The 26,655-nt window shown below is 54.1% G+C and carries 22 protein-coding genes; 14 read left to right on the top strand and 8 right to left on the bottom strand.

From position 1 onward, the window contains the following. Positions 1-8 precede the first annotated feature (8 nt). Together yrfG and J1782_RS19865 are read right to left on the bottom strand one after the other, a co-directional pair. Positions 9-698 carry a GMP/IMP nucleotidase gene (gene yrfG / locus J1782_RS19870; RefSeq protein WP_152327521.1) on the bottom strand — a complete coding sequence of 230 codons (690 nt, stop codon included), beginning with the start codon at positions 696-698 and terminating at the stop codon, positions 9-11. 122 nt (positions 699-820) lie between these two features. Then, a complete protein-coding gene (locus J1782_RS19865; protein ID WP_193333199.1) occupies positions 821-2,962 on the bottom strand; it encodes an intracellular growth attenuator family protein in 2,142 nt (713 codons plus the stop codon). A 442-nt stretch (positions 2,963-3,404) separates the two neighbouring features. Between J1782_RS19865 and nudE the strand changes: the two genes are divergently transcribed. Further along, entirely contained in the window at positions 3,405-3,962 is a 558-nt protein-coding gene (gene nudE, locus J1782_RS19860; RefSeq protein ID WP_152327520.1) for an ADP compounds hydrolase NudE, read from the top strand. Between the two features lie 97 nt (positions 3,963-4,059). Here the strand turns inward: nudE and mrcA are convergent, their stop codons facing one another. Continuing rightward, positions 4,060-6,618: a peptidoglycan glycosyltransferase/peptidoglycan DD-transpeptidase MrcA gene (mrcA, locus tag J1782_RS19855; RefSeq protein ID WP_152327519.1), complete on the bottom strand. Its 2,559-nt coding sequence runs from the start codon at positions 6,616-6,618 to the stop codon at positions 4,060-4,062. 121 nt (positions 6,619-6,739) lie between these two features. Between mrcA and pilM the strand changes: the two genes are divergently transcribed. The 11 genes from pilM to trpS all read left to right on the top strand — a co-directional run bounded on the left by pilM (position 6,740) and on the right by trpS (position 16,772). Next, on the top strand, positions 6,740-7,579 hold the full coding sequence (gene pilM, locus J1782_RS19850; RefSeq protein WP_152327518.1) for a pilus assembly protein PilM: 840 nt from the start codon (positions 6,740-6,742) through the stop codon (positions 7,577-7,579). Continuing rightward, positions 7,579-8,142 (top strand): PilN domain-containing protein, encoded by a 564-nt coding sequence (locus J1782_RS19845; protein WP_152327517.1) that lies wholly within the window; start codon positions 7,579-7,581, stop codon positions 8,140-8,142. Before pilM ends, J1782_RS19845 begins: the two co-directional genes overlap by 1 nt. Beyond that, entirely contained in the window at positions 8,139-8,996 is an 858-nt protein-coding gene (locus J1782_RS19840; RefSeq protein ID WP_217153775.1) for a DNA utilization family protein, read from the top strand. The genes J1782_RS19845 and J1782_RS19840 overlap by 4 nt, the downstream gene beginning before the upstream one ends. Continuing rightward, the gene (gene hofQ, locus J1782_RS19835) at positions 8,996-10,252 is read left to right on the top strand and encodes a DNA uptake porin HofQ (protein ID WP_152327515.1); all 1,257 of its coding nucleotides are present in this window, start codon (positions 8,996-8,998) and stop codon (positions 10,250-10,252) included. Before J1782_RS19840 ends, hofQ begins: the two co-directional genes overlap by 1 nt. Positions 10,253-10,600: 348 nt before the next feature. Beyond that, complete coding sequence (aroK, locus tag J1782_RS19830) at positions 10,601-11,122, top strand: shikimate kinase AroK (protein WP_104923635.1); 522 nt, start codon at positions 10,601-10,603, stop codon at positions 11,120-11,122. A gap of 56 nt (positions 11,123-11,178) precedes the next feature. Further along, entirely contained in the window at positions 11,179-12,261 is a 1,083-nt protein-coding gene (aroB, locus tag J1782_RS19825) for a 3-dehydroquinate synthase (RefSeq protein WP_152327514.1), read from the top strand. Positions 12,262-12,390: 129 nt separating this feature from the next. Next, entirely contained in the window at positions 12,391-13,440 is a 1,050-nt protein-coding gene (locus tag J1782_RS19820; RefSeq protein WP_152327513.1) for an SPOR domain-containing protein, read from the top strand. A gap of 80 nt (positions 13,441-13,520) precedes the next feature. Continuing rightward, a complete protein-coding gene (dam, locus tag J1782_RS19815; RefSeq protein ID WP_152327512.1) occupies positions 13,521-14,336 on the top strand; it encodes an adenine-specific DNA-methyltransferase in 816 nt (271 codons plus the stop codon). 49 nt (positions 14,337-14,385) lie between these two features. Continuing rightward, entirely contained in the window at positions 14,386-15,063 is a 678-nt protein-coding gene (gene rpe, locus J1782_RS19810; protein ID WP_152327511.1) for a ribulose-phosphate 3-epimerase, read from the top strand. Continuing rightward, complete coding sequence (locus J1782_RS19805) at positions 15,056-15,754, top strand: phosphoglycolate phosphatase (protein WP_217153774.1); 699 nt, start codon at positions 15,056-15,058, stop codon at positions 15,752-15,754. Before rpe ends, J1782_RS19805 begins: the two co-directional genes overlap by 8 nt. A 1-nt stretch (position 15,755) precedes the next feature. After that, positions 15,756-16,772 (top strand): tryptophan--tRNA ligase, encoded by a 1,017-nt coding sequence (trpS, locus tag J1782_RS19800; protein WP_217153773.1) that lies wholly within the window; start codon positions 15,756-15,758, stop codon positions 16,770-16,772. Between the two features lie 81 nt (positions 16,773-16,853). On the opposite strand, the gene J1782_RS19795 is transcribed toward trpS, so the two are convergent. The 5 genes from J1782_RS19795 to nirB form a co-directional block, all read right to left on the bottom strand. Then, positions 16,854-18,572: a ShlB/FhaC/HecB family hemolysin secretion/activation protein gene (locus J1782_RS19795; protein WP_371819803.1), complete on the bottom strand. Its 1,719-nt coding sequence runs from the start codon at positions 18,570-18,572 to the stop codon at positions 16,854-16,856. Positions 18,573-18,660: 88 nt separating this feature from the next. Continuing rightward, positions 18,661-19,818, bottom strand: a complete 1,158-nt coding sequence (locus tag J1782_RS19790) for a collagen-like triple helix repeat-containing protein (RefSeq protein ID WP_208950308.1) — start codon at positions 19,816-19,818, stop codon at positions 18,661-18,663. A 239-nt stretch (positions 19,819-20,057) separates the two neighbouring features. Further along, positions 20,058-21,440, bottom strand: coding sequence for a siroheme synthase CysG (gene cysG, locus J1782_RS19785; RefSeq protein ID WP_217153771.1), 1,383 nt, complete (start codon positions 21,438-21,440; stop codon positions 20,058-20,060). A gap of 60 nt (positions 21,441-21,500) precedes the next feature. Further along, positions 21,501-21,851: a nitrite reductase small subunit NirD gene (gene nirD / locus J1782_RS19780; RefSeq protein WP_217153770.1), complete on the bottom strand. Its 351-nt coding sequence runs from the start codon at positions 21,849-21,851 to the stop codon at positions 21,501-21,503. After that, positions 21,848-24,400, bottom strand: a complete 2,553-nt coding sequence (gene nirB / locus J1782_RS19775) for a nitrite reductase large subunit NirB (protein ID WP_217153769.1) — start codon at positions 24,398-24,400, stop codon at positions 21,848-21,850. The genes nirD and nirB overlap by 4 nt, the downstream gene beginning before the upstream one ends. A 222-nt stretch (positions 24,401-24,622) precedes the next feature. On the opposite strand from nirB, the gene J1782_RS19770 reads away from it, so the two are divergent. Continuing rightward, positions 24,623-25,906, top strand: coding sequence for a cytosine deaminase (locus J1782_RS19770; RefSeq protein WP_165061051.1), 1,284 nt, complete (start codon positions 24,623-24,625; stop codon positions 25,904-25,906). Between the two features lie 145 nt (positions 25,907-26,051). Then, complete coding sequence (ppiA, locus tag J1782_RS19765; protein WP_152327502.1) at positions 26,052-26,618, top strand: peptidylprolyl isomerase A; 567 nt, start codon at positions 26,052-26,054, stop codon at positions 26,616-26,618. The last annotated feature ends 37 nt before the right edge of the window (positions 26,619-26,655 follow it).

Genomic DNA, 26,655 nt, shown 5'->3' with positions numbered 1-26,655 from the left:
TGCCGGTATTACCTGGCCGGGCCTGCCACGGGGTCAATCGAAGGCAACAGGCTGCGGAAGTCATTAATCGAGGGATAATCCTGAAATGACTTGTTTGCCAGGGTGGAATCCGGATTTTCTATACCCAGACAATAGCGGATACCGAAGGTTTTTGCCGCTTTCAGGATAGGTTCGCCGTCGTCGACAAATAATGTTCTCTCAGGATTAAAACCGGTCTGTTGTTGCACCGCGGACCACAACCGCTGATCTTCCTTCGGATAACCAAATGTGTGGGTGGAAAGTAATAAATCAAGGTGCTGATCCAGACCGGTATGTTCAATTTTAACCGAAAGGCTGTGCGGATGCGCATTGGTCAGCAAAATGGTGTGGCGTCCGGACTGTCGCAAATGGGTCAGAAAAGGCACCGTATCGTCGCGTAAACGTGCGTTTTTGCCGATGTTAGTGGTCATCTGGTAGATATCAAGATCTAACCGTTCGCTCCAGTAATCAAAGCAATACCAGTTCATGGTGTGCTGAACGGCGAGGTATTCGTCATGAATAATCCGGCGCGCATTCTCCAGCGGAATGGCGCGTTGCTGGCTGAGCGCCAGCGGCACATCCTGCAACCAGAACTGGCTGTCGAAGGCCAGATCCAGCAGCGTGCCGTCCATATCAAGTAAAACGGTGTCGATGTTGTTCCAGTCAAAATCAGGGGGCATGACAACTCCATGTCCTGGCGGCTGGATGCAAATCGGGCGGCGCAGGAACGAATGATGAAAAGCAGGGAAGGGCGTCAGGGTAACATAATCACTCACGGTGGCGCAGTGCCACCGTGTGTTTTTCAGCCGGGATTATGGACCGGCATCGGCATCAGCGTGGGGTGAAAGCAAGAGTTGTAATATTGCTGAATGTCGTCGATACGGCGTTTATCTTTCACGAAGCGGCGGACAAACAGCAGGGTATTCAACAGCAGGATCCCGATGAGCAGGAACAGCAGTAAACTGGTGCCCAGATAGCGCCATAGCGTCGAAATATCCGGCTCGCTGTGCAGTGAAATATGGCGGGTGCCGTTGGCATCAATGCTGATACTGGTAATCACGCCCTGCGCGCTGAACGGTGTATGCAGCAGCAGTGACGAGAGATGTTGCAGCTGTTTCCACTGATCCTGCGCCGGATTTCCGGATAACCCGGCTGGGGGCACCGGCATTTCAATAAGCTGATGTCCTTCATCATTGCTGATCAAAAAGCCTCCCGGCGGCGGGCTGTTCAGGCTGTCAGCGGCGCGGCGGGTTTCCTGAATGAAGAACGAAGACGTTGCGTTGTTAACCAGCTCACTCAGCGACTGCGCGCTGACCGGGCGCAGCAGGACATTAATCCCCTGCAAAGAACCGGCTTTCGCGCGTTTGACTAACGCGTTCCAGTTACTGGAGTTACCCAGATTGACCAGCGCATTTTTCAGCCGCACACAGTCATTGCTCTTGCCGCATAGCGTTTCGGTTTTCAGAACGATATCCGCGAAATCATCGAGCAGGATCATGCCGGATTTTTCAATGGCAGTCGCCAGTTGCGGGTTGATGTTCTGCTCCGGGCTTTCTCCCGGATGCATCTGGTTATTGACCGTGGTCTGCAACGCGGTAGCGGCATCAATAATTTCGGACTGCGGAACCGGCAACGGCGTCGCGGTATTCCAGTAAATCCCGGAGCAGTCAAAAGGCATATAACCGGAGGCTGTCCGGCTGGCGGACGGCGGCACATAGCACATGCCGGTTCCCTGAACTTTCAGGGTATCGCCGACGCGCAATGCGGTTTTTTCCAGTTCCTGCACGCTGTTGACCTGAGAGCTTTGTGCGCCCTGAAGCCACGCGACGCTGAGCTTTAAAGGCAATCCGAGCGGGACATAAACCAGTAAAACCAGCAGCAGGAGGAAAGCGCAGGTGGCCAGCACCAGATTTTTACCCCAAAGCTGGAGCGGAAATTTTTTCACTTCTTCATGCAGCGACAGATAGCTTCCCTGTCGGACAACCTGGCTGTTCATATACACTTCTACGTCGGTCGGTTGCCCTAAGTCACGGCCGATATAAGGCTGCCAGTGCGGCGGATAAACCAGATCGACAGCGCCCAGTGAAATGTTACTGATATCGCCCTGTTTGGATTCACCAAACAGACCCCAGCGTTTAGGTAAGCCGCGCAGGCAATGGATTTCCTTACGGTTTTTACCTAAACGTTCGGACACCAGCCGCCAGATGACCCATGCCACCAGACAGGCAGTAAGCGTCAATAACCAGGGCAGCAACATGACCGGGCTTTGCAGCGTGATAAATAACAGAAGAAGCGCGCCGGAGATAGCCAGCGCTTCTTTCACGCCGTTCGAACGGGTCAGCGCGTGCTCTTCCCGCGTTTCCCGTCGCACTTTCACCAACTCGATATGTTCGCTTTCTTCATGACGAATCGAAGCATTTTGCGGTTGTGAGGGGATAACGGCAGAAACCGGCGTGGAGCCTTCGTAAACGTGATCGGCCAGCGTGTGACCATTGAGCGAGATCACCAGCGGCATGGTTTGGGTTTTGATGAGCTCGACCTGATTTTCCTGGGCAATATATTGTTCCCAGAAAGGCGGAAGATGGATTTCAGTGGCGTCCAGAAAGTAACGCCACTTGTTGGGATCTTCGCTGGCGACGCCATAACGTGTAATCGCCCGCGTCAGGCTGTAGACGTTTTCACTTTTGGTGGTCAGCGTGAGTTTATCGCGCAGGATAATCAGATTATTGCGGTGGGTAATCGGCGTCTGGCCGAGCCCTTCATTCTGACGAAGATAGCGTTCGACGGCATCGCGCTCTTTCTGTGAAAGTTTCCGCTGGCTGGGTGTGGGGAATCGCACGACGGACTCGTCGCGTTGGCGACGACGCATTACAAGCCAAAAATAAGACCCTGTGGCAATGATTGCGATACACAACAAAACCAGTGTCACGACTACTGTGCTCATCCGATCCCCGTTCAGACGTGGGTGACTTACGTCAACTCTGTGAAAGTATTATACATAAACGAAATGCACATTCTGCGCGCAGCGGCCTTTTTGGTAGGAATTTTATTATTATTTGCCTGAATGGTGTGCACAATAACACCAATGTAAAGGATACCGGCAATTGTGAAGTTCAGGGTATCGGTATAATCCTATTTTGATGTGGGTGTGTTTTTGTTAAAGCAAAAGTGTGACACCGGTAAGTCAACGCGTCTTTTTTAAACCGGGCGGGCGTGCTTTTTAAACAAAAATTCTTGCTAAAGGGATCGGAGGCACGGATGTTATTCTGTAAATATTGCGATTCTGACCCGCATTAACGCACAATGACTTCTGCAAGCGGCTTTTTAATCGTAAAACGAACCCATTAGAACGCCTCTGGTCAGGTGAATAATAAGCTGGGGATGAAATGACACAACACCTGCAAAAACCGAAAATCCTGAAGGTGGAAACCGTTGCACGTTCGCGTTTGTTCACCATTGAATCCGTCGAACTGGCTTTCAGCAATGGCGCCGGGCGTGTCTATGAGCGCATGCGCCCTTCAGAACGTGAAGCGGTGATGATTATCCCGGTCATTGACGATGAACTGGTGCTTATCCACGAATATGCCGTGGGCATCGAAAGTTACGAACTGGGATTTCCGAAAGGGCTCATTGATGCCGGTGAAGGCGTGCTTGAAGCGGCGAACCGCGAACTGATGGAAGAGGTGGGCTTTGGCGCGCGGCACTTTGATGTGCTGGCAAAACTGACCATGGCTCCGTCGTATTTCTCGAGCCGCATGAATATCGTCATCGCCAAAGATTTGTATCTGCAAAGCCTCGAAGGTGATGAGCCGGAACCTTTGCCGCAAACCCGCTGGCCGGTTTCGCGCATGATGGAACTGCTGCAACATCCTGATTTTTGCGAGGCACGTAACGTCAGTGCGCTATTCCTCGCGCATGATTTCCTGACGCGTAACGCGCGCTAAACGGGAACTGCATCCAAAAAAAAAGCCGGTCGTGCATTATGCAGACCGGCTTTTTATTATCCGGCGGTTTATGCCGGACAACTTATCTTTCACGCCATCAGAACAGTTCGTGTTCCTGACCATTATCCATAATGGTTGTCCCGACCTCATGAACCGCATGTTCCGTCGGCTGCGTTCCGTCGATGAAGTATTCCGGACGGCTGTTACCACCGCCGTCGGACAACTTACCGGTGCTCTTATCGATGGTCACCGTGACAATGCCCGGAGGCGGCGTCTGCGGTTGTTCAGGTACGCCTTCCAGCACGGATTTCATGTAATCATCCCACGCTGGCTGGGCGCTCTTCGCACCACCTTCATAGCCTGAAATCTGATCCGGGATCGCGCCGGAAGCCGTCGTGCGGCCTAAATCACGGCGATGATCGTCAAAACCAATCCAGACAGACGTTACTACTTCAGGGCCACCGTATCCGGAGAACCAGGCATCTTTCGAGCTGTTGGTCGTACCGGTTTTGCCGCCGATATCATGACGTTTCAAATCACGGCCTGCGCGCCAGCCTGTCCCCATCCAGCCCGGTTCCCCGAAGATGTTGGAGTTCAGGGCGTCGCTGATCAGGAATGACAGTGGTGCGCTGATCACGTGTGGTGCGTATTGCTGCGCGGCATCAACCTGCGGCGAGTTCGGCGGAACCTGTTCCAGCTGCGGCGTTGGTACACTAGCATTGTTGTTCGACGTAGACGTTGCCACGTTTTCAACATTGTCATCCGACAGCACGGCAGATTTCTGCGTTTCGCCGTAAATCACCGGAATATTACAGGTGCGGCAGGCAATTTTCGGTTTCGCTTCAAACTGCACCTGACCGGATTCATCCACAATTTTGGTGATGAAATACGGATCAACCAGGAAGCCGCCGTTGGTCAGCGTCGCATAACCACGCACAACCTGGAGCGGGGTGAATGAAGCCGAGCCCAGCGCCAGTGATTCGGAATGAACGATGTTCGCCGCCGGGAAGCCGAAACGTTGCAGATATTCTGCCGCGTAATCCACGCCCATCGCACGCATCGCACGCACCATCACCACGTTCTTGGATTCACCCAGACCCTGACGTAAACGGATCGGGCCGTAATACGTAGGCGGTGAGTTTTTCGGACGCCAGTCCGTGCCTGCACCGGCATCCCAGCGTGTAATCGGCATGTCGTTGAGGATAGTTGCCAGTGTCAGGCCCTTATCCATCGCGGCGGTATACAGGAACGGTTTGATGTTTGAACCGAGCTGACGCACCGCCTGATTAGCACGGTTAAATTTGCTCTGGTTGAAGTCAAAACCGCCGACCAGCGCTTCGATTGCACCGTCCGTTGAGTTCAGGGAAACAATGGCCGAGTTGACGTCAGGAACCTGTGCCAGCCACCAGTCATCACCCACTTTACGTACCCAGACTTGCTGACCGGGCTGAACCACGTCGGAAACGCGTTTCGGCGTCGGGCCCTGCGCGGTGTCACTGCGGTAAGGACGCGCCCAGCGCATGCCGCTAAATGGCAGGCTGATCACGGCGCGATTCGACATCGTGGCAGTGGCCTGAGCGTCATCCGTTGCCGTGATAACCGCCGGGAACAGCGGGCCATAAACCGGCAGCGTTTTCAGAGACTGAACAATCTTGTTCTCATCCCACGCGGGCTCGCCGACTTTCCACAGCTGATTTGACGCACCGCGGTAACCATGGCGCATGTCGTAGTTCATCACGTTGGTGCGCAACGCTTCCTGCGCGGCCAGCTGCGTTTTTTTGGTGATGGTGGTGTAGACCATATAACCGTCGTTATAGGCGTTGTCGCCATAACGTTTCACCATTTCCTGACGCACCATTTCAGTCAGATACGGCGCGGAGAATTCAATGTGCGGGGCATGATAGTTCGCCACCAGCGGCTCTGCGCGTGCCTGATCGTACTGCGCCTGCGTGATGTATTTCTCATCAAGCATACGTGCCAGCACGGTATTGCGGCGTGCCAGAGAACGGTCATGGGAATAAAGCGGGTTGAAGGTTGACGGTGCTTTTGGCAGGCCGGCAATCACCGCCATTTCACTGAGCGTCAGTTGGTCGACGTTTTTACCGAAGTAAACCTGCGCTGCGGCACCGACGCCATAGGCGCGATAACCGAGGTAGATCTTGTTCAGATACAGCTCAAGGATTTCATCTTTGGACATCATCTGTTCGATACGGATGGCCAGAAAAGCTTCCTTGATTTTACGGGTCAGCGTGCGTTCGGGGCTGAGGAAGAAGTTACGGGCTAACTGCTGAGTAATAGTACTCGCGCCCTGTGAGGCGTGACCAGACACCAGCGCAACGGAAGCCGCACGGAAAATACCGATCGGGTCCACGCCGTGATGCTCATAGAAACGACTGTCTTCTGTTGCGATAAACGCATGCACCATCTCCGGTGGGATTTGGTCAAGTTTCAGTGGGATACGGCGTTTTTCACCGTACTGGGCGATCAAATCACCTTCAGCACTAAAAACCTGCATCGGTGTTTGCAAGCGCACGTCTTTAAGCGTGGCGACGTCGGGAAGCTGAGGCTCGATATATTTATACAAACCGAAGATCGAGGCCGCTCCCAGCAAAATGCAACACACTGCAAGAATCAATAAATACTTTACGAACTTCACCTGAGATTTCCCATTAAGTGTCAATTGGGCAGTTTATAAACAACCGCGCGGTAGTATAAAGGCAAGCCAGCAACATGGATACGTTCTTTTATTTACCTGACAATATGGAGATTGAACGAAAATGCGACTACAAGCATGGCAGGTAGGTCTGGATATTCAAGCCGGTTTCGCCCGTGCGATTGCCGTTCAGCGGCGGCGGCATGGCTGGCAATTACGTCACTGGTGGCAACATCCCTTGCCCGATTTCACATTGCGGGAGGGGATATTACATGAGAGCGCGCCGCTAATCGCCATTTTATCGTGCTGGCGAAAAACTCTGCCGGCATTGATTTCGTTGCGAATAAGTCTTCCGGCACAACGGATTATGCAACAGCGGCTGGCCGTGCCGGACAGCCGTTTACGCGAACCCGCCCGCAGTGCATTTATCTTTGCCAGTGCCGCAAAGCAGTTCCCGCTGAGCATAGAACACCTGGTGATGGATTACCGCGCAGACCCTCATGGTGATAATCAGATTGTGGTGACGGCGGCCCGGCAGCAGGAAATTGAGCAGTGGATAGCCTGCATGGCCCAGGCGCGTCTGTTTCCCGATATCATCGAACTCGCCCCCTGTGCGCTGCACGTTGCCGCGCATGCCGCCGGGCTTCCGGGAGATGCGTTGCTCGTCCATCCGATGGACGACGCTTTTCTGTGGGCTTCTCCGCACAGCCTGCCTTTTCAGTTTGGCCTGTTTTCTCACGGAGAAATCGAGACTGAATCCTCCCTGTTAGAAAAAGTACGTGCTCAATATCGCGCAGCCTCATTGTGCAGCCGGGACGTGTTTTTCAGTGGTGAATCACCGCAACCACTGATGCAGAACTGGTCGCCACTGAGTGCCATCGGTCAGCTCTCTGCGCCGCTTCCGGCCAACCCGGGTGCATTTGCCCCCGCCGTCGGGCTGGCGCTCAGGCAGGCGGATTACTGATGCTGCAAGTTAACTTCATGCCGTGGCGCCAATTGCGCCGTCAGCGTCTTTTGCGCTACTGGCTCAGGTTTTTCGTTTGCGTACCCGTCTGTGTGATGTGCGGCGTTTTTGGCCTGTCGCTTTTTATCCTTCAGGAGCGAACCCTGTTGCAGATGCATTTATCTGCTCTGACTTCCTGCGCGCAAAAATTGTCTGTTCAGCAACGCCGCGTGACCTTGGCGCTGGCTGAGCACAAAGTCATCGCCGAAAAACGTGCCGCGAGCCAGCAGCGCCGACAGGCCAGTCTGAACGATCTGCAACTTCTGGTGCTGCTGTCGGCGCAGATCCCGGCGGAAGTCTGGCTGAGCGAGCTGACAGAGCATCAGGGGCAACTGACGTTAAAAGGAGAGGGGCGTTTTTATCACGATATTCTGGCCTTCAGCGAAGCGCTGACCGCCAGCCCGTTGCTGAGGGATGTTCATCTGTCGAACGTTGAGCAACAACCTGAGCATGCGCTGAGTTTTGTGCTGACAACCCGTTTTCAACCGCAGAATGCTGCGCCGGTTGGTGGGGCGTTGCCATGATGATGACATTCTCCGCGCGCCTCGAACCGCTGATGGAAAAACCGGGCTGGCAACGTCTTATTGCACTGGCAGGATGCACACTGGTGCCCGTTCTGATGTGTTATCAGTTTTTGCTCCGGGGTTTATGGCTGGAGCAAACAGAATTAAAGCAGCAAACCGACGCGCAGCAACTGACGGTTTCGCGGGCGCAGGTGGCTTTATTACGCGCTCCGGCGCTGGACAGTCTTGAGCCTTCGCTAAAGGAAAATACGCCGGAGCAAAAGCAAAGCTTGCCGCTAGAGCAGCAATTTTCGCAGCCGCTAAAAGATGCACAGGCCACGCTGATCCGCTGGCAACCTGCGGCAGAAATGTCAGCAGCGCCACAGGGAGAATTGCAGCTCAAATTATCCTTCAGCGGCCTGATGAATTTTCTGTCAGCACTCCAGCAGCAGCCGGAACAGCCCGCATTCAGTGAACTGATTTTGCAGTCTGCCGGAGGTGAAATGACAGCGTCCGTTTTACTGACACAAACGACGGGTCTGGAATCTCTTCCTGAAAATGCAATCACTGCGGTAACGCAGCGAGATCCTTTCGCTGCGGCCGTTTCATCGTCCTGCACAACCGCCGTTCAACCGCTTTTGTGGCGGTTAAGCGGCATCTCTTATGCCGGTGAGCAGCTTTCCGGCTGGCTGCTTTCGCCGGAGGGGCGATGGATACGTGTTGAAACGGGCACACAGCTCGGCACGCCTGCGTGGACCATCGACAATCTGGACAACTCACACGCTGAGCTCAGCATGGCGGATCCCCGTTGTGGCGAGCAGCGGCAGACACTTTGGCTTGGCAAAAACACGAATTCTCCAGGGAAAGGAAATTAATGAAAAACATCGGTTATTTCTTCGCAGGGTTAATGCTCTGTTTCAGTGGGGTGAAAGCGGCAACGCTGCCACCGGTTTCACTCGAATTCCAGGCCTCTCCGGTTGCGATGGTATTGCAGGCACTTGCGGAAACGCGGGAGTTAAATCTGGTGATAGCGCCTGGTGTCGACAGCCAGATCAGCGTGAAGCTGAAAAATGTCCCCTGGCAGCAGGCGCTGGACATCATTTTGCAAATGAGCCATCTCACCAGTCAGTTACAGGGGAATGTTTTACTTGTGTCACCGGTTATCGATCCGCTTGTGCAACAGCAGCAGCGTCAGGACGCCGCAGATCAAAGGGCGCAGCAAAGCCCCGTTATCAGCCTGACAGTGCCGTTGAAATATGCCGATGCAAAAGAAGTTGCGCTCAGCCTGAACGCGCAAAAAGGCTCACTGCTTTCCGCCAAAGGCAGCGCCACCGCCGATCCCCGCACCAACACACTTTTATTGCGTGATACCCGTGAAGCGCTGGATGTCGCAGAACCTTGGGTCAGGGAGATGGATTTGCCGCTACAGCAGGTGCAGCTGGCTGCGCATATTGTCACGATGAACAGCGAGAGCCTGCGTGAGCTGGGCGTTCGCTGGGGGTTCAACGGTGAGGAAGCCATCACCAAAGCGGTACGTGTCAATAATTTCAATATGGGACTGCCGGTGGAGAACCCGATGTTTGCCGCAGGTTTTAATCTGGCGCACATCAGCGGCCGAATTCTGGATCTGGAACTCACGGCGCTTGAGCAGGAAGATAAGGTGGATATCATCGCCAGCCCGCGCCTGCTGACCGCGCACATGCAAACCGCCAGCATCAAACAGGGCACTGAGATTCCGTATCAGGTTTCAAGCGGCGCAAGCGGCAGTACTTCGGTTGAATTTAAAGAGGCGGTACTCGGCATGGAAGTGACACCGAAGATTCTTCGCGACGGACGTATCGAGCTGGCGCTGCAAATCAGCCAAAATATGCCGGGACGAAGCATCAAACAGGCCGAAGGCGAAGCGCTGGCAATTGATAAGCAGGAAATTAAAACGCAGGTGACGGTCAGAGATGGGGAGACCCTTGTTCTTGGCGGGATTTTTCAGCGAAAAAACCAAAAAACAGACACCAAAGTGCCGGTGCTGGGCGACATTCCTGTCGTCGGTTCCTTGTTTAAACACCAGTACACGAATGAACAGCGGCGCGAGTTGGTGATTTTTATCACTCCGACCTTAATCCGCACCCAATAAACGGGTATTCTGACTTAACTGAAATTGCACAATAACGTTGAGCGCATGCAACTTTTTGTGTCGTGAGAGACTTCTGAGTTTGACGCTGCGGTCGATTTAGCTTACAAGGGTTACCGAATTGAGCACCGTGATCTTTTTATTACGACAGACACGCCGATAAAAACGTACGGTTTCCCTCCTGCGGCGTGCAAAGTGATTTATTCGGTTGCCAAACTACCAAGAGTGTTGAGATAATTTTTTTCTGATCTCGCACTATATCGCTCATGAGGTTTCAGTTTAGGTCCCGCCGCTAATTTGATTGGCGGGGCGGGTTATCATCAACGAATTGTCTTAGTAATACCGAAAAACATGGCAGAGAAACGCAATATCTTTCTGGTTGGGCCTATGGGTGCCGGCAAAAGCACTATTGGTCGACAGTTAGCTCAGCAACTCAATATGGAGTTTTTCGACTCCGATCACGAAATTGAGCGACGTACCGGAGCTGATGTGGGCTGGGTATTTGATTTAGAAGGCGAAGACGGATTCCGCGACCGCGAAGAAAAAGTGATCAACGAACTGACAGAAAAACAGGGCATTGTTCTGGCAACTGGTGGGGGTTCCGTTAAATCACGTGAAACCCGTAACCGTTTGTCAGCGCGTGGCGTTGTCGTCTATCTTGAAACTACCATCGAAAAACAACTGGCGCGTACACAACGCGACAAAAAACGTCCATTATTACAAGTGAGTGCTCCGCCACGTGAAGTGCTTGAAGCACTGGCGAAGGAACGCAATCCTTTGTATGAAGAGATTGCCGACGTCACTATTCGTACCGATGATCAAAGCGCCAAAGTCGTTGCTAACCAGATTATTAACATGCTGGAAAGTAACTGATTATTGGTTCCGGTCATTGCCTGAGGGTGTCAGCTAAAAAGGTTACAAAGCACGACATGGAGAGGATTACCGTAACGTTAGGGGAGCGTAGCTACCCCATTACGATTGCTGCCGGATTGTTCCACGATCCGGCTTCTTTTATGCCGGTAAAGGCAGGCGATCAGGTCATGATAGTGACCAATGAAACGCTTGCTCCTCTCTATCTGGACGCTATCCGTTCAGTTCTGGAGCAGGCAGGCGTTCGTGTTGATCAGGTGATACTGCCTGATGGTGAACAATACAAATCCCTGACTGTTCTGAATGACGTGTTTTCCGCGCTGCTCGAGAAGCCGCACGGACGTGATACCACGCTTGTCGCCCTTGGTGGCGGCGTAGTCGGTGATTTGACCGGCTTCGCTGCTGCCAGTTATCAACGCGGTGTGCGCTTTATTCAGGTGCCAACCACATTGTTGTCTCAGGTTGATTCTTCCGTCGGCGGTAAAACGGCGGTAAACCATCCACTCGGAAAAAACATGATCGGCGCGTTTTATCAACCTGCGTCGGTGGTGGTTGATCTCGACTGTCTGCGAACGCTGCCTGCCCGTGAAATGTCATCGGGTCTCGCGGAAGTTATCAAATACGGCATTATTTTGGATGCCGATTTCTTTGTCTGGCTCGAAGACAACATGGACGCATTACTGGCGCTGAATATGAACGCGCTGGCATATTGCATCCGTCGTTGCTGCGAGCTGAAAGCTGAGGTTGTGGCTGCCGATGAACGCGAAAACGGTATGCGCGCCTTACTGAATCTGGGCCATACTTATGGCCATGCTATTGAAGCAGAAATGGGTTATGGCAACTGGCTGCACGGCGAAGCCGTCGCGGCAGGTATGGTGATGGCGTGTTATACCGCGCATCGCCTCGGGCAATTTAGCCTGGGGGACATCGCGCGGGTCAAGGCGTTGTTAATCCGCGCGGGATTACCGGTTGCAGGCCCGCAGGTCATGGAAGCGCAGTCTTATCTGCCGCACATGATGCGTGATAAGAAAGTACTGGCTGGCGAGCTGCGTCTGGTTTTACCTAAAGCAATTGGTCAGTCTGAAGTGCGCTCCGGCGTATCGCATGAAATGGTGCTGGCTTCGATTGAAGATTGCCGTTAAGACTGCGGCCATGCTTTTGGCCAGATAACGACCGATTTTACCAATGCCCAGCAAAGCTTTATTTTTTAGTCAGGATAGTTGCTCCGCGTAAAACCTGTTTCAGGTTTTTAGCCGGGTTGGAGGTTTTAGATGGATGATTTAACACCGGAAGACGATCTCAAACCAGACACCAGCGATCGCCGCCCACCGCGCGCGCGCAAACCGTCTCCTTCCATTCCAAAGGTTCCTGTGAATCGTCAGTACGTGATGATCGGCATTGGTATTGTGGTGCTGATATTACTGATTGTCGGCATTGGTTCCGCCATGAAGTCGCCAGCGACTACCCCATCCGCGCAGCAGAACAACGGGCCTAAAGACATCAATCTTGCGGGCAACGACCTTGCGGGCAACAATGCGGCCGCACCGGCTCAGCCTTCGGCGCAAGCACAGGCGAATACGGCGCAGGCGGCTAACGGCCAGCAACCTCAGAGCATTGGTTTACCGCCAGTTTCTTCTACACCGACTGAAGCGCAGCCTCTGCCAGATAACGGGCAGAAAGAGCGTGTCGATCTGCCAGGCGATATGGGCGATGCTTTATCTTCCCAGCAGAATCAGGTGGATGGCGTAGCGCAAGGCAGCATGACACCCGCAGCCCAGTCACTGACCTCTTTACCGACAGCCCCGGCTACGGTGAACGGTTCGGCGCGGACTCAGATGCCTGCTGCCTCTCAGTCTTCAGCAACGCATACACGCCCTGCACAACCTGCGCGTAATACTCAACCTGCTCATACCGCGAAACCGGCTGAACACAAACCGGCGTCGCAGACCGCGAAGTCTCAGCCTCAGGCGACGAAATCTCCTGCGACACATCCGTCAGCAGCACCGGCTGTCTCAGCCCCTGTTGTTGCTTCCGGCAGCGCATCGATGATTAAGTCTGCTCCGGGTTCGCACTTTACCCTGCAATTGAGCGGCGCTTCTCAGTCCAGCACGTTGAATGCATTCGCAAGACAGCAGGGCCTGAAAAATTATCTGGTTTATCAGACAGCCCGCGACGGGAAGCCGTGGTTTGTGCTGGTCAGTGGTAACTACGCTTCTTCCGCTGAAGCTAAACGTGCCATTTCCAGCTTGCCTGCGGAAGTTCAGGCGAAAAAACCGTGGGTCAAACCTGTACATCAGGTACAGCAAGACCTGAAAAAATGAATCTGATCTCAACGCGATTTGCTGTCTAAAAACAGGATACAATCCGCGGCTGTGAATTGTATAAGTAGCTAACTGACGGCATGAAGAAGAACCGCGCGTTTTTGAAGTGGGCTGGCGGCAAATACCCGCTGATTGATGACATCAGACGTCATCTACCAGCGGGAGATTGTTTGATAGAGCCTTTTGTTGGCGCGGGTTCGGTATTTTTGAATACCGAGTATGACGCTTATATTCTGGCGGACATCAACAGCGACCTGATCAATCTCTATAACATCGTGAAAATGCGTACCGAAGAATTCGTACGCGACGCCCGTGTGCTTTTCACGCCTGAGTTTAATGAATCAGATCGTTTTTACGCACTGAGGGCTGAGTTTAATGCCAGCAGCGATCCTTATCGTCGTTCGGTACTTTTCCTCTATCTCAACCGCCATTGTTACAACGGTCTTTGTCGTTATAACCTCAGTGGTGCGTTTAATGTCCCGTTCGGACGCTATAAAAAGCCGTATTTCCCTGAAGAAGAGCTCCACTGGTTTGCGGAAAAAGCCCGCAATGCGGTGTTTGTTTGCGAGCATTATCAGGACACTTTGCTGAAAGCGCAGTCTGGCTCGGTGGTGTATTGTGATCCCCCTTATGCACCGCTTTCGGCGACGGCCAATTTTACGGCTTACCACACCAACAGTTTTAGTATGGAAGATCAGCGCAATCTGGCGCGGCTGGCGTATCAGCTTTCCCATGAGAATAATGTGCCGGTGCTGATTTCCAACCATGAAACACCGCTGACGCTGGAATGGTATGCAGAGGCGAAACAGCTGCACCGCGTCTCGGCGCGCCGGACGATCAGCAGCAAAGTGGCTCAACGCAGCATGGTAAATGAACTTTTAGCGTTATATCGCTGATTACCGGCTAGCCGGTGATTTTCGGGAACCTTATCGTTTGGAGAAGCGGATGAAACAGTTTTTGATTGCACCGTCCATTCTATCGGCTGACTTTGCCCGCCTGGGTGAAGACACGGCGAAAGCATTGGAAGCTGGCGGAGATGTCGTCCATTTTGATGTGATGGACAATCATTACGTCCCGAATTTAACGATGGGGCCGATGGTCCTCAAATCATTACGCAATTACGGCATCACGGCGCCTATCGACGTGCATCTGATGGTGAAACCGGTCGATCGTTTGATCCCGGATTTCGCAGAAGCCGGGGCGTCTTACATCACTTTCCACCCTGAAGCCTCCGAGCACGTTGACCGCTCGCTGCAACTGATTAAAAGCCACGGCTGTAAAGCCGGTCTGGTTTTCAACCCTGCTACGTCCCTGAGTTATCTGGATTATGTTCTGGATAAACTTGATGTAATCTTGCTGATGTCCGTCAACCCGGGCTTTGGCGGTCAGTCATTCATTCCCGGAACGCTTGATAAATTGCGTCAGGTTCGCAAAATTATCGATGACAGCGGTTACGACATTCGCCTTGAAATTGATGGCGGCGTGAAAGCCGAGAATATCCGCGAAATCGCCGCAGCCGGTGCAGACATGTTCGTCGCCGGTTCCGCCATCTTTAACCAGCCTGATTACCGCACCGTGATTGACCATATGCGCAGTGAACTGGCTAAGGTCTCCCATGACTGAGCCTCTTGTTGCACGCGGCATTGCGTTCGATTTAGACGGCACGCTGGTCGACAGCGCGCCGGGCCTTTCCGAAGCGATTGATCTGGCGCTGCGTGATTTTGGCTTACCGGCCGCAGGCGTTGAGCGCCTGAGCACCTGGATTGGTAACGGTGCCGACGTGATGGTTGAACGCGCGGTTCGCTGGGCAGAAGGTGATTTGTCACCAGAGTTCCTGCAAAAAGTGCGCGATAAGTTTGACCACTACTACGCCGATACCGCCGCTTCAGGCAGCCGTTTATACCCGCAGGTGAAAGAAACGCTGGCTGCGCTGGCGGCTCTGGATCTGCCATTAGGGCTGGTCACCAACAAACCCACGCCGTTTATCGCGCCTCTGCTTGCCTCACTGGGCATCGACAGCTATTTCTCGCTGGCGATTGGCGGCGATGACGTCGTGGTGAAAAAACCGCATCCGGCACCGGTCTATCTGATGCTGGGAAAACTCGGTCTGCGTGCCAGTGAAATGGTATTTGTTGGCGATTCCCGCAACGATATTCAGTGCGCTCAGGCGGCGGGCTGCCCGTGTGTGGGCATGACTTACGGCTATAACTACGGTGAATCTATCGCGCTGACGAAACCCGATCGCGTGCTGGATCATTTCGCCGACCTTTTGCCCACTCTGGGGCTGTCATCTTTAAAAGATCAGGAAGCATAAAATGAGTAAACCCATCGTATTTAGTGGCGCACAGCCTTCCGGTGAACTGACCATTGGCAACTACATGGGTGCGCTGCGTCAATGGGTTCATATGCAGGACGATTACGAATGCATTTACTGCATCGTCGATTTGCATGCGATCACCGTACGCCAGGATCCCGCTCAGCTGCGTAAAGCGACGCTTGATACGCTGGCGCTGTATCTGGCTGTCGGCATTGATCCGAAGAAAAGTACCATCTTTGTGCAGTCTCATGTTCCTGAGCATTCCCAGCTGAGCTGGGCGCTGAACTGCTATACCTATTTCGGCGAGCTGGGTCGTATGACGCAATTCAAAGACAAATCAGCGCGCTACGAAACGTCTAACAGCGAAAGCATCACCGCGGGTCTGTTTGATTACCCGGTGCTGATGGCCGCCGATATTCTCCTGTACCAGACCAACCAGGTGCCGGTCGGTGAAGACCAGAAACAACATCTGGAGCTGAGCCGCGATATCGCCAGCCGCTTCAATGCCCTGTACGGTGATGTGTTTACCGTGCCTGAGCCGTTTATTCCGAAATCCGGCGCGCGCGTAATGTCGTTGCAGGAACCGACTAAAAAGATGTCCAAGTCCGATGACAACCGTAAAAACGTGATCGGCCTGCTGGAAGATCCGAAAGCGGTGTCCAAAAAAATCAAAAGTGCGATGACCGACTCCGAAGAGCCGCCTGTCGTACGTTATGACGTGAAAAACAAGCCGGGCGTTTCTAACTTGCTTGATATTCTGTCCGGCGTGACCGGCAAAGCGATTCCGGAACTGGAAGCCCAGTTCGAAGGCCAGATGTATGGTCATCTGAAAGGCGCTGTCGCTGAAGCGGTTGCCGGTATGCTGACCGAAGTGCAGGAACGTTATCACCGTTTCCGTAACGACGAAGCTTACCTGCAGGAAGTGATGCGTGAAGGCGCTGAGAAAGCCCGCGCGCGTGCAAAAGTGACGCTGGCAAAAGCCTATGAAGCTATCGGTTTTGTGACCGCGCCTTAATCGCTGAGTCTGTTTGAAAATGAAAAGCCACGCCTTTCGGGACGTGGCTTTTTTGTTTGGGGTTTCCGGGTGAAGAACGCGTTAAGAACCGGCGCTGAAGTTGTAGGTAAATGTCGCGTTATAGCGCCAGTCGCGGGAATGGCTGTCGAGCGGGACATCGCCGATGGCCCGCGCGGCTTCGACCGATAACGTATAGTGACGGTTATCGCCAAACATCACGCCAATTGCATAAGACGACAGATTCTGTTTCGGTAATCCGGCCTGATTGAATTCGGTGTGCGCACCGTCGATCACCGTGTAAGGCTGAATGGTTTTCAGCCAGATTCCCTGTTCCAGATTGTGGATATAGCGCAGCTCCACCTGGCCGCCGACGCCGTAATCGCCTTGCGCATCGCTGTCCGGATAGCCGCGCCCGTAATGCAGCGCGCCGAAATTCACCCGTTCCGGCTCCGGCAAATCATTGTCTGACCAGTCTCCTTCAACTGACGTACTGAGCCGCCATTTTTTGTCGAACAGATACGCTGCATCGCCGTTGAATTTCCAGCGGGTAAACGACAGATCGGCATTTGGCGTGGAATTCGTCGCGCCCAGCCCGTCGATCCCCTGGCGGACGTTAAATTTCGTGCTCCAGTAGGACTGGTCATATTCGCGATAACCGGCCAGCGTGATTTCTGCCGCCGGGTAGCGTATGCGCTGATTCACTTCCGGCAGCCGCACGCGCTGGTTTCCCAGGCTTGCCTGCAAATCGTAATCATATTTTTTGTCGAGATAATCCAGCCCGCCGCTGATCGTCCACTGTTTTTTCCGTGTCAGCTCTAACGGATAACTGAACACGACGCCGCCGTTGTATTGCGTCTGAGTATTCTGCGAACCGACGTTGATGCCGTTCGGCAGCGATAAAATGGTGTTGTAGTCTTTGTCTTTCTGCTGGTAATAACTGCCTTTGAGCTGCATCAGCAGCCCGTCGTCACCGAGATATTGCTGATAGTTCAGACCGGCATAGGTTTTCCGCGTGTCGCTTTCCAGCGGAATTAATGTCGCAATTCCCAACTGTTCGCCGTAAGTGCTCAGCCCGCTGAGTGTGGCGTTGACCACTGCGGAACCGTCCCCTTTGCGCGTATCGACCGCAGTCTGAATGTTCCAGTTGCGCGGGCGCAAAGCCTGTACATTGAGCACGGTCGCGCCGTAGATATTGTCCGGATTATTGGCGGAGGCGGTCACTTTGGTGTCTGGCGTGCGCTCCATCAGGAGGGTGTAGCGCTCGAACGTATCCTGCGTCAGCGGTTTATCCGCCATGATGTGTTGCGACAGTTTGCTCAGCCAGCGACCGACCTGCTGATTATCGCTGTGGATCTGGGTGCCGGAAATATACCCTTCGACCAGCCCGATTTTCACCACGCCATCTTTGAAATTATCCGCAGGAATGTAGGCATAAGAGAGTACGAATCCGTCCTGATGATAACGCCGGGTAATTCCGTCCGCGGCCGCCAGTAGCTGCGACAGCGGCACTTTCTTGCCGACAAAAGGAGCGAAAGGCGCAGCCAGAGAATCCAGCGGATATTGCGTGCCGCCGACAAACTGAATGTGCTTCACCTCTATCAGCGTCTGAGGCGTCAGACTGGGGGCGGTTTTTTGTGCGGGCAGTTCGATTTTTTGTGTTTTAGCCGGAGGTTGTGAAATCGGCTGAGCCAGTTTGGCCGGGTTATTCGGGTCAATCAACGTAGGGAACATGTCTGCCGAACTGTAACCAACGACAGAGCCCAGTAACGCCACTATGCAGGATTTTATTCTCATAAACATTCCTTTGAACGCACAGGCAAATGTGGGAACCCGGAGGGAGAAGCCCGCTCCCCGGATGTCCGGACAACGGGCTTTTTACAACAATGTACTATGGTGTTTTATTCACCTTCAGGCCCAGCCCGCCGGTGACCGTCCCCAGCGTGGTCCCGACGCCCGCAATCAGGCCGCCTGATTGTGTGAGCGAAGCGCCTGCGCCAGCAGAAATACCACCGGAATTACTGGCGGTGGTCGTCGTTGTGCTGCTGGCCGGAACCAGAAGCGTACCGGTTTTAGACACTGCCTGGCCGGTATCTGTAACTGCGGTGCCCAGACCCGCCAGCGCCGGTGTGCTGGTAGAAACCTGTGTCCCGACGGAGCTGACCGCGCCGCCCACCTGATTCAGCAAACCGTTAACAGGCGTACCTAAACCGGTCGCGCCGCCCACGGCTTGGGTGGTGGTTTGTACATTGGCGACAACCGGCGTCACGATGCCCGTCGCTGCCGTCGTGACGCCGGAAAGCGCGCCGCTCTGTACGTTTTGCGCCAGACCGTTACCGGTCGTGGTGACCAGTGATCCGACGTTATTCACCAGACCGCCCGTCGCACCGGTTATGCCACCCAGCGGCGTGCCGGCGGTGTTAGCGGCAATGGACGTTCCAAGACCGGATACGCCGGTGCCTAAATCAGCCACGGCTTTTGGCACGCCTGCGACCGTGGTGCCGATGGCATTAGGATTGGTGCCAAACTGGCCGACACCGTTTTGAATACCGCTGCCCACGGACGTCACCGCATTCCCGGCGCTGTCAACAATTGTCACAACGCCTGAACCTGCGACCGGAATATTACTGATAGGTGTCTGGCTGGCGATACTGCTGACTTGTGTCCCCAGGCCACTGACTGCGCCACCCGCACTGCTCAGGATGGTGCCGGTAGTGAGTGTGGTGGATGTCGATCCGGTCCCTGTCCCTGTTCCGGTACCCGTCCCGGTGCCTGTCCCCGTACCCGTTCCGGTGCCGGTTCCATTACCTGCGGTGGTGGTTCCGTCACCGGTCGTTGTGGTGCCTGTTCCGGTTCCATTTCCGGCGGTCGTGGTGCCGTCACTGCCTGTTGTTGTCCCGTCTCCGGTCGTTGCCGAGCCGGTGGTGGACGTTTTTGCCGTATGAGAAGAACCGCCGCCGCCACTGCCGCTACAGGCAGCCAGTGACAGGGCGACTAAGATTGCCAAAGCAACCTTGTTAACATGACCAACATGAATGGTATGGCGCATGATTTGACCCTCCACGGGAGATTACGCCACAGTCGGCGTACTTAAAGTCTAAGTTGAAGATTCTGAATATTCCATTTGTGTGGGGTGATTATTTTGGTTTTAAGAGAGTGAATCCCGAAATTCAGGAATTTTATTCTGTTATAAGAATTCTCTTATAATTTAAGGCAGAGAAGTGAAAGTCATATCACTTCTCTGAATTGATTAAAAAAATAAATGGAGTTTTCGGGCGGGGAGGGGTGTTACTGCGGCGTTTCGCTGGCAAACCAGTTGAGTTTATGGCGCAGGCTGACCACGCTGCCGACGATAATCAGGCTCGGGCTTTGCACCTGTTTAGCCAGATTTTCGAGGTCAGTCAGGTTTCCGGTGACCACGCGCTGCTGCCGGCTGGTACCGTTTTCGACCAGCGCGACAGGCGTTTGTGCTGCCAGACCGTTTTCCAGCAGACGCCGTTGGATCTCGCCCGCCTGCGTCAGCCCCATATAAAACACCAGCGTTTGCTGACCCTGCGCCAGACATGCCCAGTCGAGTGCGCCGTCCTGTTTGGCGTGGCCGGTGATTAGCCGTACGCTTTGCGCATGATCGCGGTGCGTCAGCGGAATGCCGCTGTAGGCGGAACAACCCGAGGCGGCCGTGATGCCTGGCACAACGGAAAACGCGATGCCCGCGGCTTTCAGTGCTTCCAGCTCTTCGCCGCCGCGACCAAAGATAAACGGATCGCCACCTTTCAGGCGCACAACGCGTTTACCCATTTGCGCCTGTTCCAGCAGAATTTCGTTGATGCGCTCCTGGGCAACACAATGATGCCCGGCGCGCTTGCCGACGAAAATGCGCTCGGCGTCGCGGCGCACCAGATTCAGCACGCCGTCGGAAACCAGCCGGTCATAAACCACCACGTCGGCCAGCTGCATTTGCTGCAAACCCTTGAGCGTCAGCAGACCGGCATCGCCCGGCCCGGCACCAACCAGAATCACTTCACCGTGTTTATCCACCGGCTCGCTGAATAATTCTTCGAGATATTGCCCGCTTTGCGCGTCGTCATTATTGGCCAGTGATTGCGCCAGACGATGATGATTAAACAGCTTTTCCCACCAGCGGCGGCGGTCGGACATTTCGCTGAACTGCGCTTTGACCCGTGCGCGTAATCCGCCCGCTACCTGCGCCAGTTTGCCCAGATGTTGCGGCAAAATGGATTCCAGACGTTCGCGTAACAGGCGCGCCAGAACCGGCGCATTGCCGCCGGAAGAGACGGCGATCATCAGTGGTGAACGGTCGATAATCGACGGCATGATCACGCTCGCGCTTTCCGGTGCATCCACCACGTTACAGAAAACGCGGCGTTGCTCGGCGGCTTCGCTGACTTCCTGATTCACTAAATCAGAATCCGTCGCGGCAATGACCAGCCACTTTTCATCGACCAGCAGCGGCGAGAATTCGCCTTTCAGCAGGCGGACTTTGCCTTCGTCTGCCCAAATCTCAAATTGCGACGTGAAGGTGAGGGCGTTGACCGTCAGTTTCGCACCGGCATCGAGCAGCAAACGGGCTTTGCGTTCGGCAACGTCACCGGCGCCCACCAGCAGACAGGCTCTGTTTTTTAACTGACAAAAGAGGGGCAAATAATCCATGACGACGTTCCCGAAAGCAGATAACAACGCCGCCCGAAGGCGGCGTGAAAGGCGCGGAGTTTAGCAGGTTTCTGCGTGAAGGCTGGTGGTATTGATTTCCACGCTGCCGCCCTGAACACGAACCTCAAAGGCCGGAATCGAATGCGTATCGTCTTCCATACACAAACCATCCGTCAGGCGAAAATGCTGTTTTTTCAGCGGGCTGGCGACCCACAATTCGCCCTGATGTTCGGCAATAATCCCGCGTGACAGCACGCTTGATTTTGCGAAGGGATCGATATTCGACAGCGCGAAAATCTGCTCATCAGCGTAAGGACGGAACAGCGCAACTTGCTGATTGCCCGCCAGCGCGCAAACGCCGCAGCCCGGCAGGATTTGCTCAACAGAACAAAGCGTTAACCACTGGCTCATAATACTTCCTCCCCGTCGGCGATCATTTTCACCGGAATGCGTTCGTCCGGGCGCGCCGGACGGTGCTGTTCGCGTTCTGACACGAACTGGACGTTCGGGTCGCGCTGCGCGCTGTTGATAAAGTGCGTGAAGCGGGTCTGCGCCGCCGGGTCGTTCAGCGTTTCCTGCCATTCGCAAACCGCAGATTCGCGCAGACGTGCCAGTTCGGCTTCCAGCTGATCGTTCAGGCCGAGTTTGTTATCGATAATCACTTTGCGCAGATAGTCGATGCCGCCTTCGAGGTTGTCCATCCAGACCGAGGTGCGTTGAAGCTTATCGGCGGTGCGGATGTAGAACATCATGAAGCGGTCGAGATAGCGCAGCAGCGTTTCGTTATCCAGATCGGCGGCCAGCAGATCGCCGTGGCGCGGTTTCATACCGCCGTTGCCGCAGACATACAGGTTCCAGCCGTTTTCGGTGGCGATAATCCCGACGTCTTTGCCCTGAGCTTCCGAACATTCACGGGTACAACCGGAGACGCCGAACTTCATTTTGTGTGGTGTGCGGATGCCTTTGTAGCGGTTTTCCAGACTGATGCCGAAACCGAGACTGTCGCCAACGCCGTAGCGACACCAGGTGCTGCCGACGCAGGTTTTCGCCATGCGCAGCGCTTTCGCATACGCCTGACCGGTTTCGAAACCGGCGTTAATCAGTTTCTGCCAGATAGCCGGTAAATCGTCTTTCTGCGCGCCGAACATCCCGATGCGCTGGGAGCCGGTAATTTTGGTGTAGAGGTTATATTCCGCTGCAATTTCGCCAATCGCCATCAGGCCTTGTGGCGTGATTTCGCCGCCCGGTGAGCGCGGGATAACAGAATACGTGCCATCTTTTTGCATGTTGGCGAGGAAGACGTCATTGGTGTCCTGAAGCGGCGTGTGCTGTGCTTTCAGCACATAATCATTCCAGCAGGAGGCGAGCAGCGAACCGACAGTCGGTTTACACACTTCGCAGCCATAACCTTTGCCGTATTTATTGAGCAGATCGTCAAACGAACGGATGCCTTCGACGCGGATCAGGTGATACAGCTCCTGACGCGAATAAGCAAAGTGCTCGCACAGGTGATGGTTTACTTCGATGCCCTGTTTGCTCAGCTCAGCGTTCAGCACTTGTGTGACCAGCGGAATACAACCGCCGCAGCCGGTCCCGGCTTTGGTTGCGGATTTCAGCGCCGCGACTGTGTGGCATCCGCCCTGAACCGCTTTGATGATGTCGCCTTTGGTGACGTCAAAACAGGAGCAGATTTGCGCGCTTTCCGGCAAGGCGTCGGTGCCGATCACTGCGCCGCCGCTGCCCGCGTGGGCAGGCAGGATAAGTGCATCCGGGTTTTCCGGCAGTTCGATGCTGTTAAGCACCAGTTGCAACAGATTGCCGTAATCGCTGGTGTCGCCGACCAGAACCGCGCCGAGCAACGTTTTGTTGTCTTCGCTGACGACCAGACGTTTGTATAACGCTTTGCTTTCATCCAGATAGACGTAGCTGCGGGCGCCCGGTGTGCGTGCGTGTGCATCGCCGATACCCGCAACGTCAACGCCGAGCAGTTTCAGCTTGGCGCTCATGTCTGCGCCGGTGAAGGTATTTTCGCGGCCCAGAAGATGGTCTGCGGTGACCTGCGCCATTTTGTAGCCCGGTGCGACCAGACCGAAGGTACGCTGATTCCACGACGCACATTCGCCGATGGCGTAAACGTCCGGATCGCTGGTCTGGCACTGGTCGTTAATGACGATGCCGCCGCGCGGTGCAATTTCGAGATCACACTGGCGCGCCAGTTTGTCCTGAGGACGGATGCCGGTAGAGAACACGATAAAATCGACTTCCAGCGCGGTGCCGTCAGCGAATTCCATGGTTTTGCGGGCAGAGCTTCCGCCCTGAATGATTTGTCTGGTGTTTTTCGCGGTGTGCACCTGCACGCCCATGCTTTCGATTTTCTGGCGCAGCTGGCTGCCGCCCATCACATCAAGCTGTTCCGCCATCAGACCGGGTGCGAATTCAACCACATGCGTTTCAACACCGAGGTTTTTCAGGGCACCCGCCGCTTCCAGCCCGAGCAAACCGCCGCCGACGACGGCACCGCGTTTGCTGCGACGGGCGCAGGATTCGATGGCGTGCAAATCTTCAATGGTGCGGTAAACGAAGCAGTCCTGGCCGTCAGAACCGAGGATCGGGGGTACCCACGGGTAGGAACCGGTCGCGATAATCAGTTTGTCGTAGTACACCGTGCGGCCGCTGCTGGAGTGGATCACTTTTTCTTTGCGGTTCAGCGTGATGGCGCGTTCGCCGATCAGTACGTTGACGTTGTGCTTTTCGTAAAATCCTTCGCGAACCAGCGACAGTTCTTCGGCGGTATGGTGTGAAAAGTAAGAGGAAAGATGGACGCGGTCATAGGCCACGCGCGGCTCTTCACATAATACCGTGATATCGAACTGATCCGGCTCCGCTTTATCCAGCAAATCCTCGATAAAGCGATGGCCGACCATGCCGTTACCAATAATCGCGAGTCTGACTTTGCTCATAATTGCCTCAATTTTGATTTTATGAGGCTAAACATAACCCGCGCGTAACAGGGGGTATTGATACAAATCAAGCCGCTTCCAATATACCCCTTAGTAGGTATTTAGCTGATTTCATTGGGTTTTTGTGTAACCTTTCGATTTATAAACACTTTCAGGCTATTGTTCTAAGATTGGCCTTACAATCACTGACGACGCAGTCTTTCTAAAACGATGAGGTAATGCGTGACGAAAACTCCTTTGCGTACCATTAAAAATGTCCGTCTGCCTGATCGGGAAGGGTTGTGGCAGATAGAAATCGAAGACGGTGTGATCCGCCATATCGTTTCGCAGCTGGATAATGCCGATTACGGCGATCACATCCTGGATGCGGAAGGCGGGCTGGCGATCCCGCCTTTTATCGAACCGCATATTCACCTTGATACGACGCAAACCGCCGGTCAGCCCGCGTGGAACCAGTCCGGTACGCTGTTTGAAGGCATTGAACGCTGGGCAGAACGCAAGGCCGTGCTCACGCATGAGGATGTAAAACAGCGCGCGTGGAAGACGCTGAAATGGCAGATTGCCAACGGCATTCAGCACGTCCGTACGCACGTTGATGTCTCCGACCCGACGCTGACCGCGCTGAAAGCCATGCTGGAAGTGAAAGCCGAAGTCGCGCCGTGGGTTACGCTGCAAATCGTGGCGTTTCCGCAGGAAGGGATTATGTCGTATCCCGACGGCGAAGCCCTGCTGGAAGAGGCGCTGAAACTGGGTGCTGACGTTGTCGGCGCGATTCCGCATTTTGAATTTACCCGCGAATATGGCGTGGAGTCGCTGCACAAAACCTTTGCGCTGGCGCAGAAATACAACAGGCTCATCGACGTGCATTGCGATGAAATCGATGATGAACAATCGCGTTTTGTGGAAACCGTGGCGGCGCTGGCGCTGCGTGAAAACATGGGCCAGCGCGTTACCGCCAGCCATACCACCGCGATGCACTCATATAACGGTGCGTATACTTCGCGGCTGTTCCGTCTGCTGAAAATGTCGGGCATCAATTTTGTCGCCAATCCGCTGGTGAACATTCATCTGCAAGGGCGCTTTGATACCTATCCTAAACGTCGCGGTATTACGCGCGTGAAAGAAATGCTGGAGGCGGGGATTAACGTCTGCTTCGGTCACGATGACGTTTTTGATCCGTGGTATCCGCTGGGCACCGCCAATATGTTGCAGGTTTTGCACATGGGGCTGCATGTTTGCCAGCTGATGGGATATCAGCAAATTGACGATGGCCTGAAGCTGATTACCACGTACAGCGCGCGAACAATGAATCTGACGGATTACGCGCTGCAAGATGGCAATCCGGCGAACCTGGTGATCCTGCCTGCACAGAATGGTTTTGATGCTGTCCGCCGTCAGACGCCGGTGCGATATTCCATCCGTCAGGGACGTCTTATCGCGCAAACCGAACCGGCAAAAACGGTCATCCATCTTGATAAAGATTACCCGGTAGATTTCAACAGCTAACGCTAAGATAAATACCGTGTAATATTATGAAATATCTGAATAATTTAGTTTTAAGCGTAAATAAAGGTAAAGGTCTGGCGCTGAGCCTAAAGCCTCTTTAGAATCAGTGGGATCTGTTGTTTGTATTCTGAAGAAAGGAACCGTCATGTTTAAACGTACTTTAGTGGCCTTAACTGCGCTGCTATCCCTGACTGCAATGTCACCGGTTTTCGCCGCCGGTCAAACCCACGTAATGCTGACCACTTCAGCAGGGAATATCGAATTGGAACTCGACAGTGCGAAGGCACCGGTTTCTGTGAAGAATTTCGTCGATTACGCGCAGAGCGGCTATTACAACAACACCATTTTTCATCGCGTGATCCCGGGCTTCATGGTTCAGGGCGGTGGCTTTACGACTGACATGCAGCAGAAAGCGACCAAAGAACCGATTAAGAACGAAGCTGACAACGGCCTGCGTAACCTGCGCGGCACCGTTGCTATGGCGCGTACTGCCGATAAAGACAGCGCGACCAGCCAGTTCTTCATCAACGTGGCAGACAATGCTTTCCTGGATCACGGTCAGCGTGATTTTGGCTATGCCGTTTTCGGTAAAGTCATCAAAGGCATGGACGTGGTCGACAAAATGTCTTCCGTGAAAACCGATAACGTCGGGCCATACCAGAACGTTCCGACCACGCCGATTGTTATCCTCTCTGCGAAAGTCTTGCCATAACATTCAGCTTTCCGGTTCCTTTCTGCAAAGAATCTAA

Origin of the sequence: Rahnella sp. BCC 1045 (genome assembly GCF_019049615.1) — a bacterium.
Lineage (GTDB): Bacteria > Pseudomonadota > Gammaproteobacteria > Enterobacterales > Enterobacteriaceae > Rahnella > Rahnella contaminans.
The sequence above is the reverse complement of the archived record's forward strand: the minus strand, read 5'-3'. Positions and strand labels throughout refer to the sequence as shown.

Coding starts and splice junctions, on each gene's coding strand:
- nudE (WP_152327520.1), top strand. CDS start 3,405: ATGACACAACACCTGCAAAAACCGAAAATCCTGAAGGTGGAAACCGTT.
- rpe (WP_152327511.1), top strand. CDS start 14,386: ATGAAACAGTTTTTGATTGCACCGTCCATTCTATCGGCTGACTTTGCC.
- nirB (WP_217153769.1), bottom strand. CDS start 24,400: ATGAGCAAAGTCAGACTCGCGATTATTGGTAACGGCATGGTCGGCCAT.
- J1782_RS19820 (WP_152327513.1), top strand. CDS start 12,391: ATGGATGATTTAACACCGGAAGACGATCTCAAACCAGACACCAGCGAT.
- J1782_RS19805 (WP_217153774.1), top strand. CDS start 15,056: ATGACTGAGCCTCTTGTTGCACGCGGCATTGCGTTCGATTTAGACGGC.
- dam (WP_152327512.1), top strand. CDS start 13,521: ATGAAGAAGAACCGCGCGTTTTTGAAGTGGGCTGGCGGCAAATACCCG.
- pilM (WP_152327518.1), top strand. CDS start 6,740: ATGCGACTACAAGCATGGCAGGTAGGTCTGGATATTCAAGCCGGTTTC.
- J1782_RS19790 (WP_208950308.1), bottom strand. CDS start 19,818: ATGCGCCATACCATTCATGTTGGTCATGTTAACAAGGTTGCTTTGGCA.
- J1782_RS19795 (WP_371819803.1), bottom strand. CDS start 18,572: ATGTTTATGAGAATAAAATCCTGCATAGTGGCGTTACTGGGCTCTGTC.
- aroB (WP_152327514.1), top strand. CDS start 11,179: ATGGAGAGGATTACCGTAACGTTAGGGGAGCGTAGCTACCCCATTACG.
- J1782_RS19845 (WP_152327517.1), top strand. CDS start 7,579: ATGCTGCAAGTTAACTTCATGCCGTGGCGCCAATTGCGCCGTCAGCGT.
- trpS (WP_217153773.1), top strand. CDS start 15,756: ATGAGTAAACCCATCGTATTTAGTGGCGCACAGCCTTCCGGTGAACTG.
- J1782_RS19865 (WP_193333199.1), bottom strand. CDS start 2,962: ATGAGCACAGTAGTCGTGACACTGGTTTTGTTGTGTATCGCAATCATT.
- yrfG (WP_152327521.1), bottom strand. CDS start 698: ATGCCCCCTGATTTTGACTGGAACAACATCGACACCGTTTTACTTGAT.
- J1782_RS19840 (WP_217153775.1), top strand. CDS start 8,139: ATGATGATGACATTCTCCGCGCGCCTCGAACCGCTGATGGAAAAACCG.
- ppiA (WP_152327502.1), top strand. CDS start 26,052: ATGTTTAAACGTACTTTAGTGGCCTTAACTGCGCTGCTATCCCTGACT.
- nirD (WP_217153770.1), bottom strand. CDS start 21,851: ATGAGCCAGTGGTTAACGCTTTGTTCTGTTGAGCAAATCCTGCCGGGC.
- cysG (WP_217153771.1), bottom strand. CDS start 21,440: ATGGATTATTTGCCCCTCTTTTGTCAGTTAAAAAACAGAGCCTGTCTG.
- hofQ (WP_152327515.1), top strand. CDS start 8,996: ATGAAAAACATCGGTTATTTCTTCGCAGGGTTAATGCTCTGTTTCAGT.
- aroK (WP_104923635.1), top strand. CDS start 10,601: ATGGCAGAGAAACGCAATATCTTTCTGGTTGGGCCTATGGGTGCCGGC.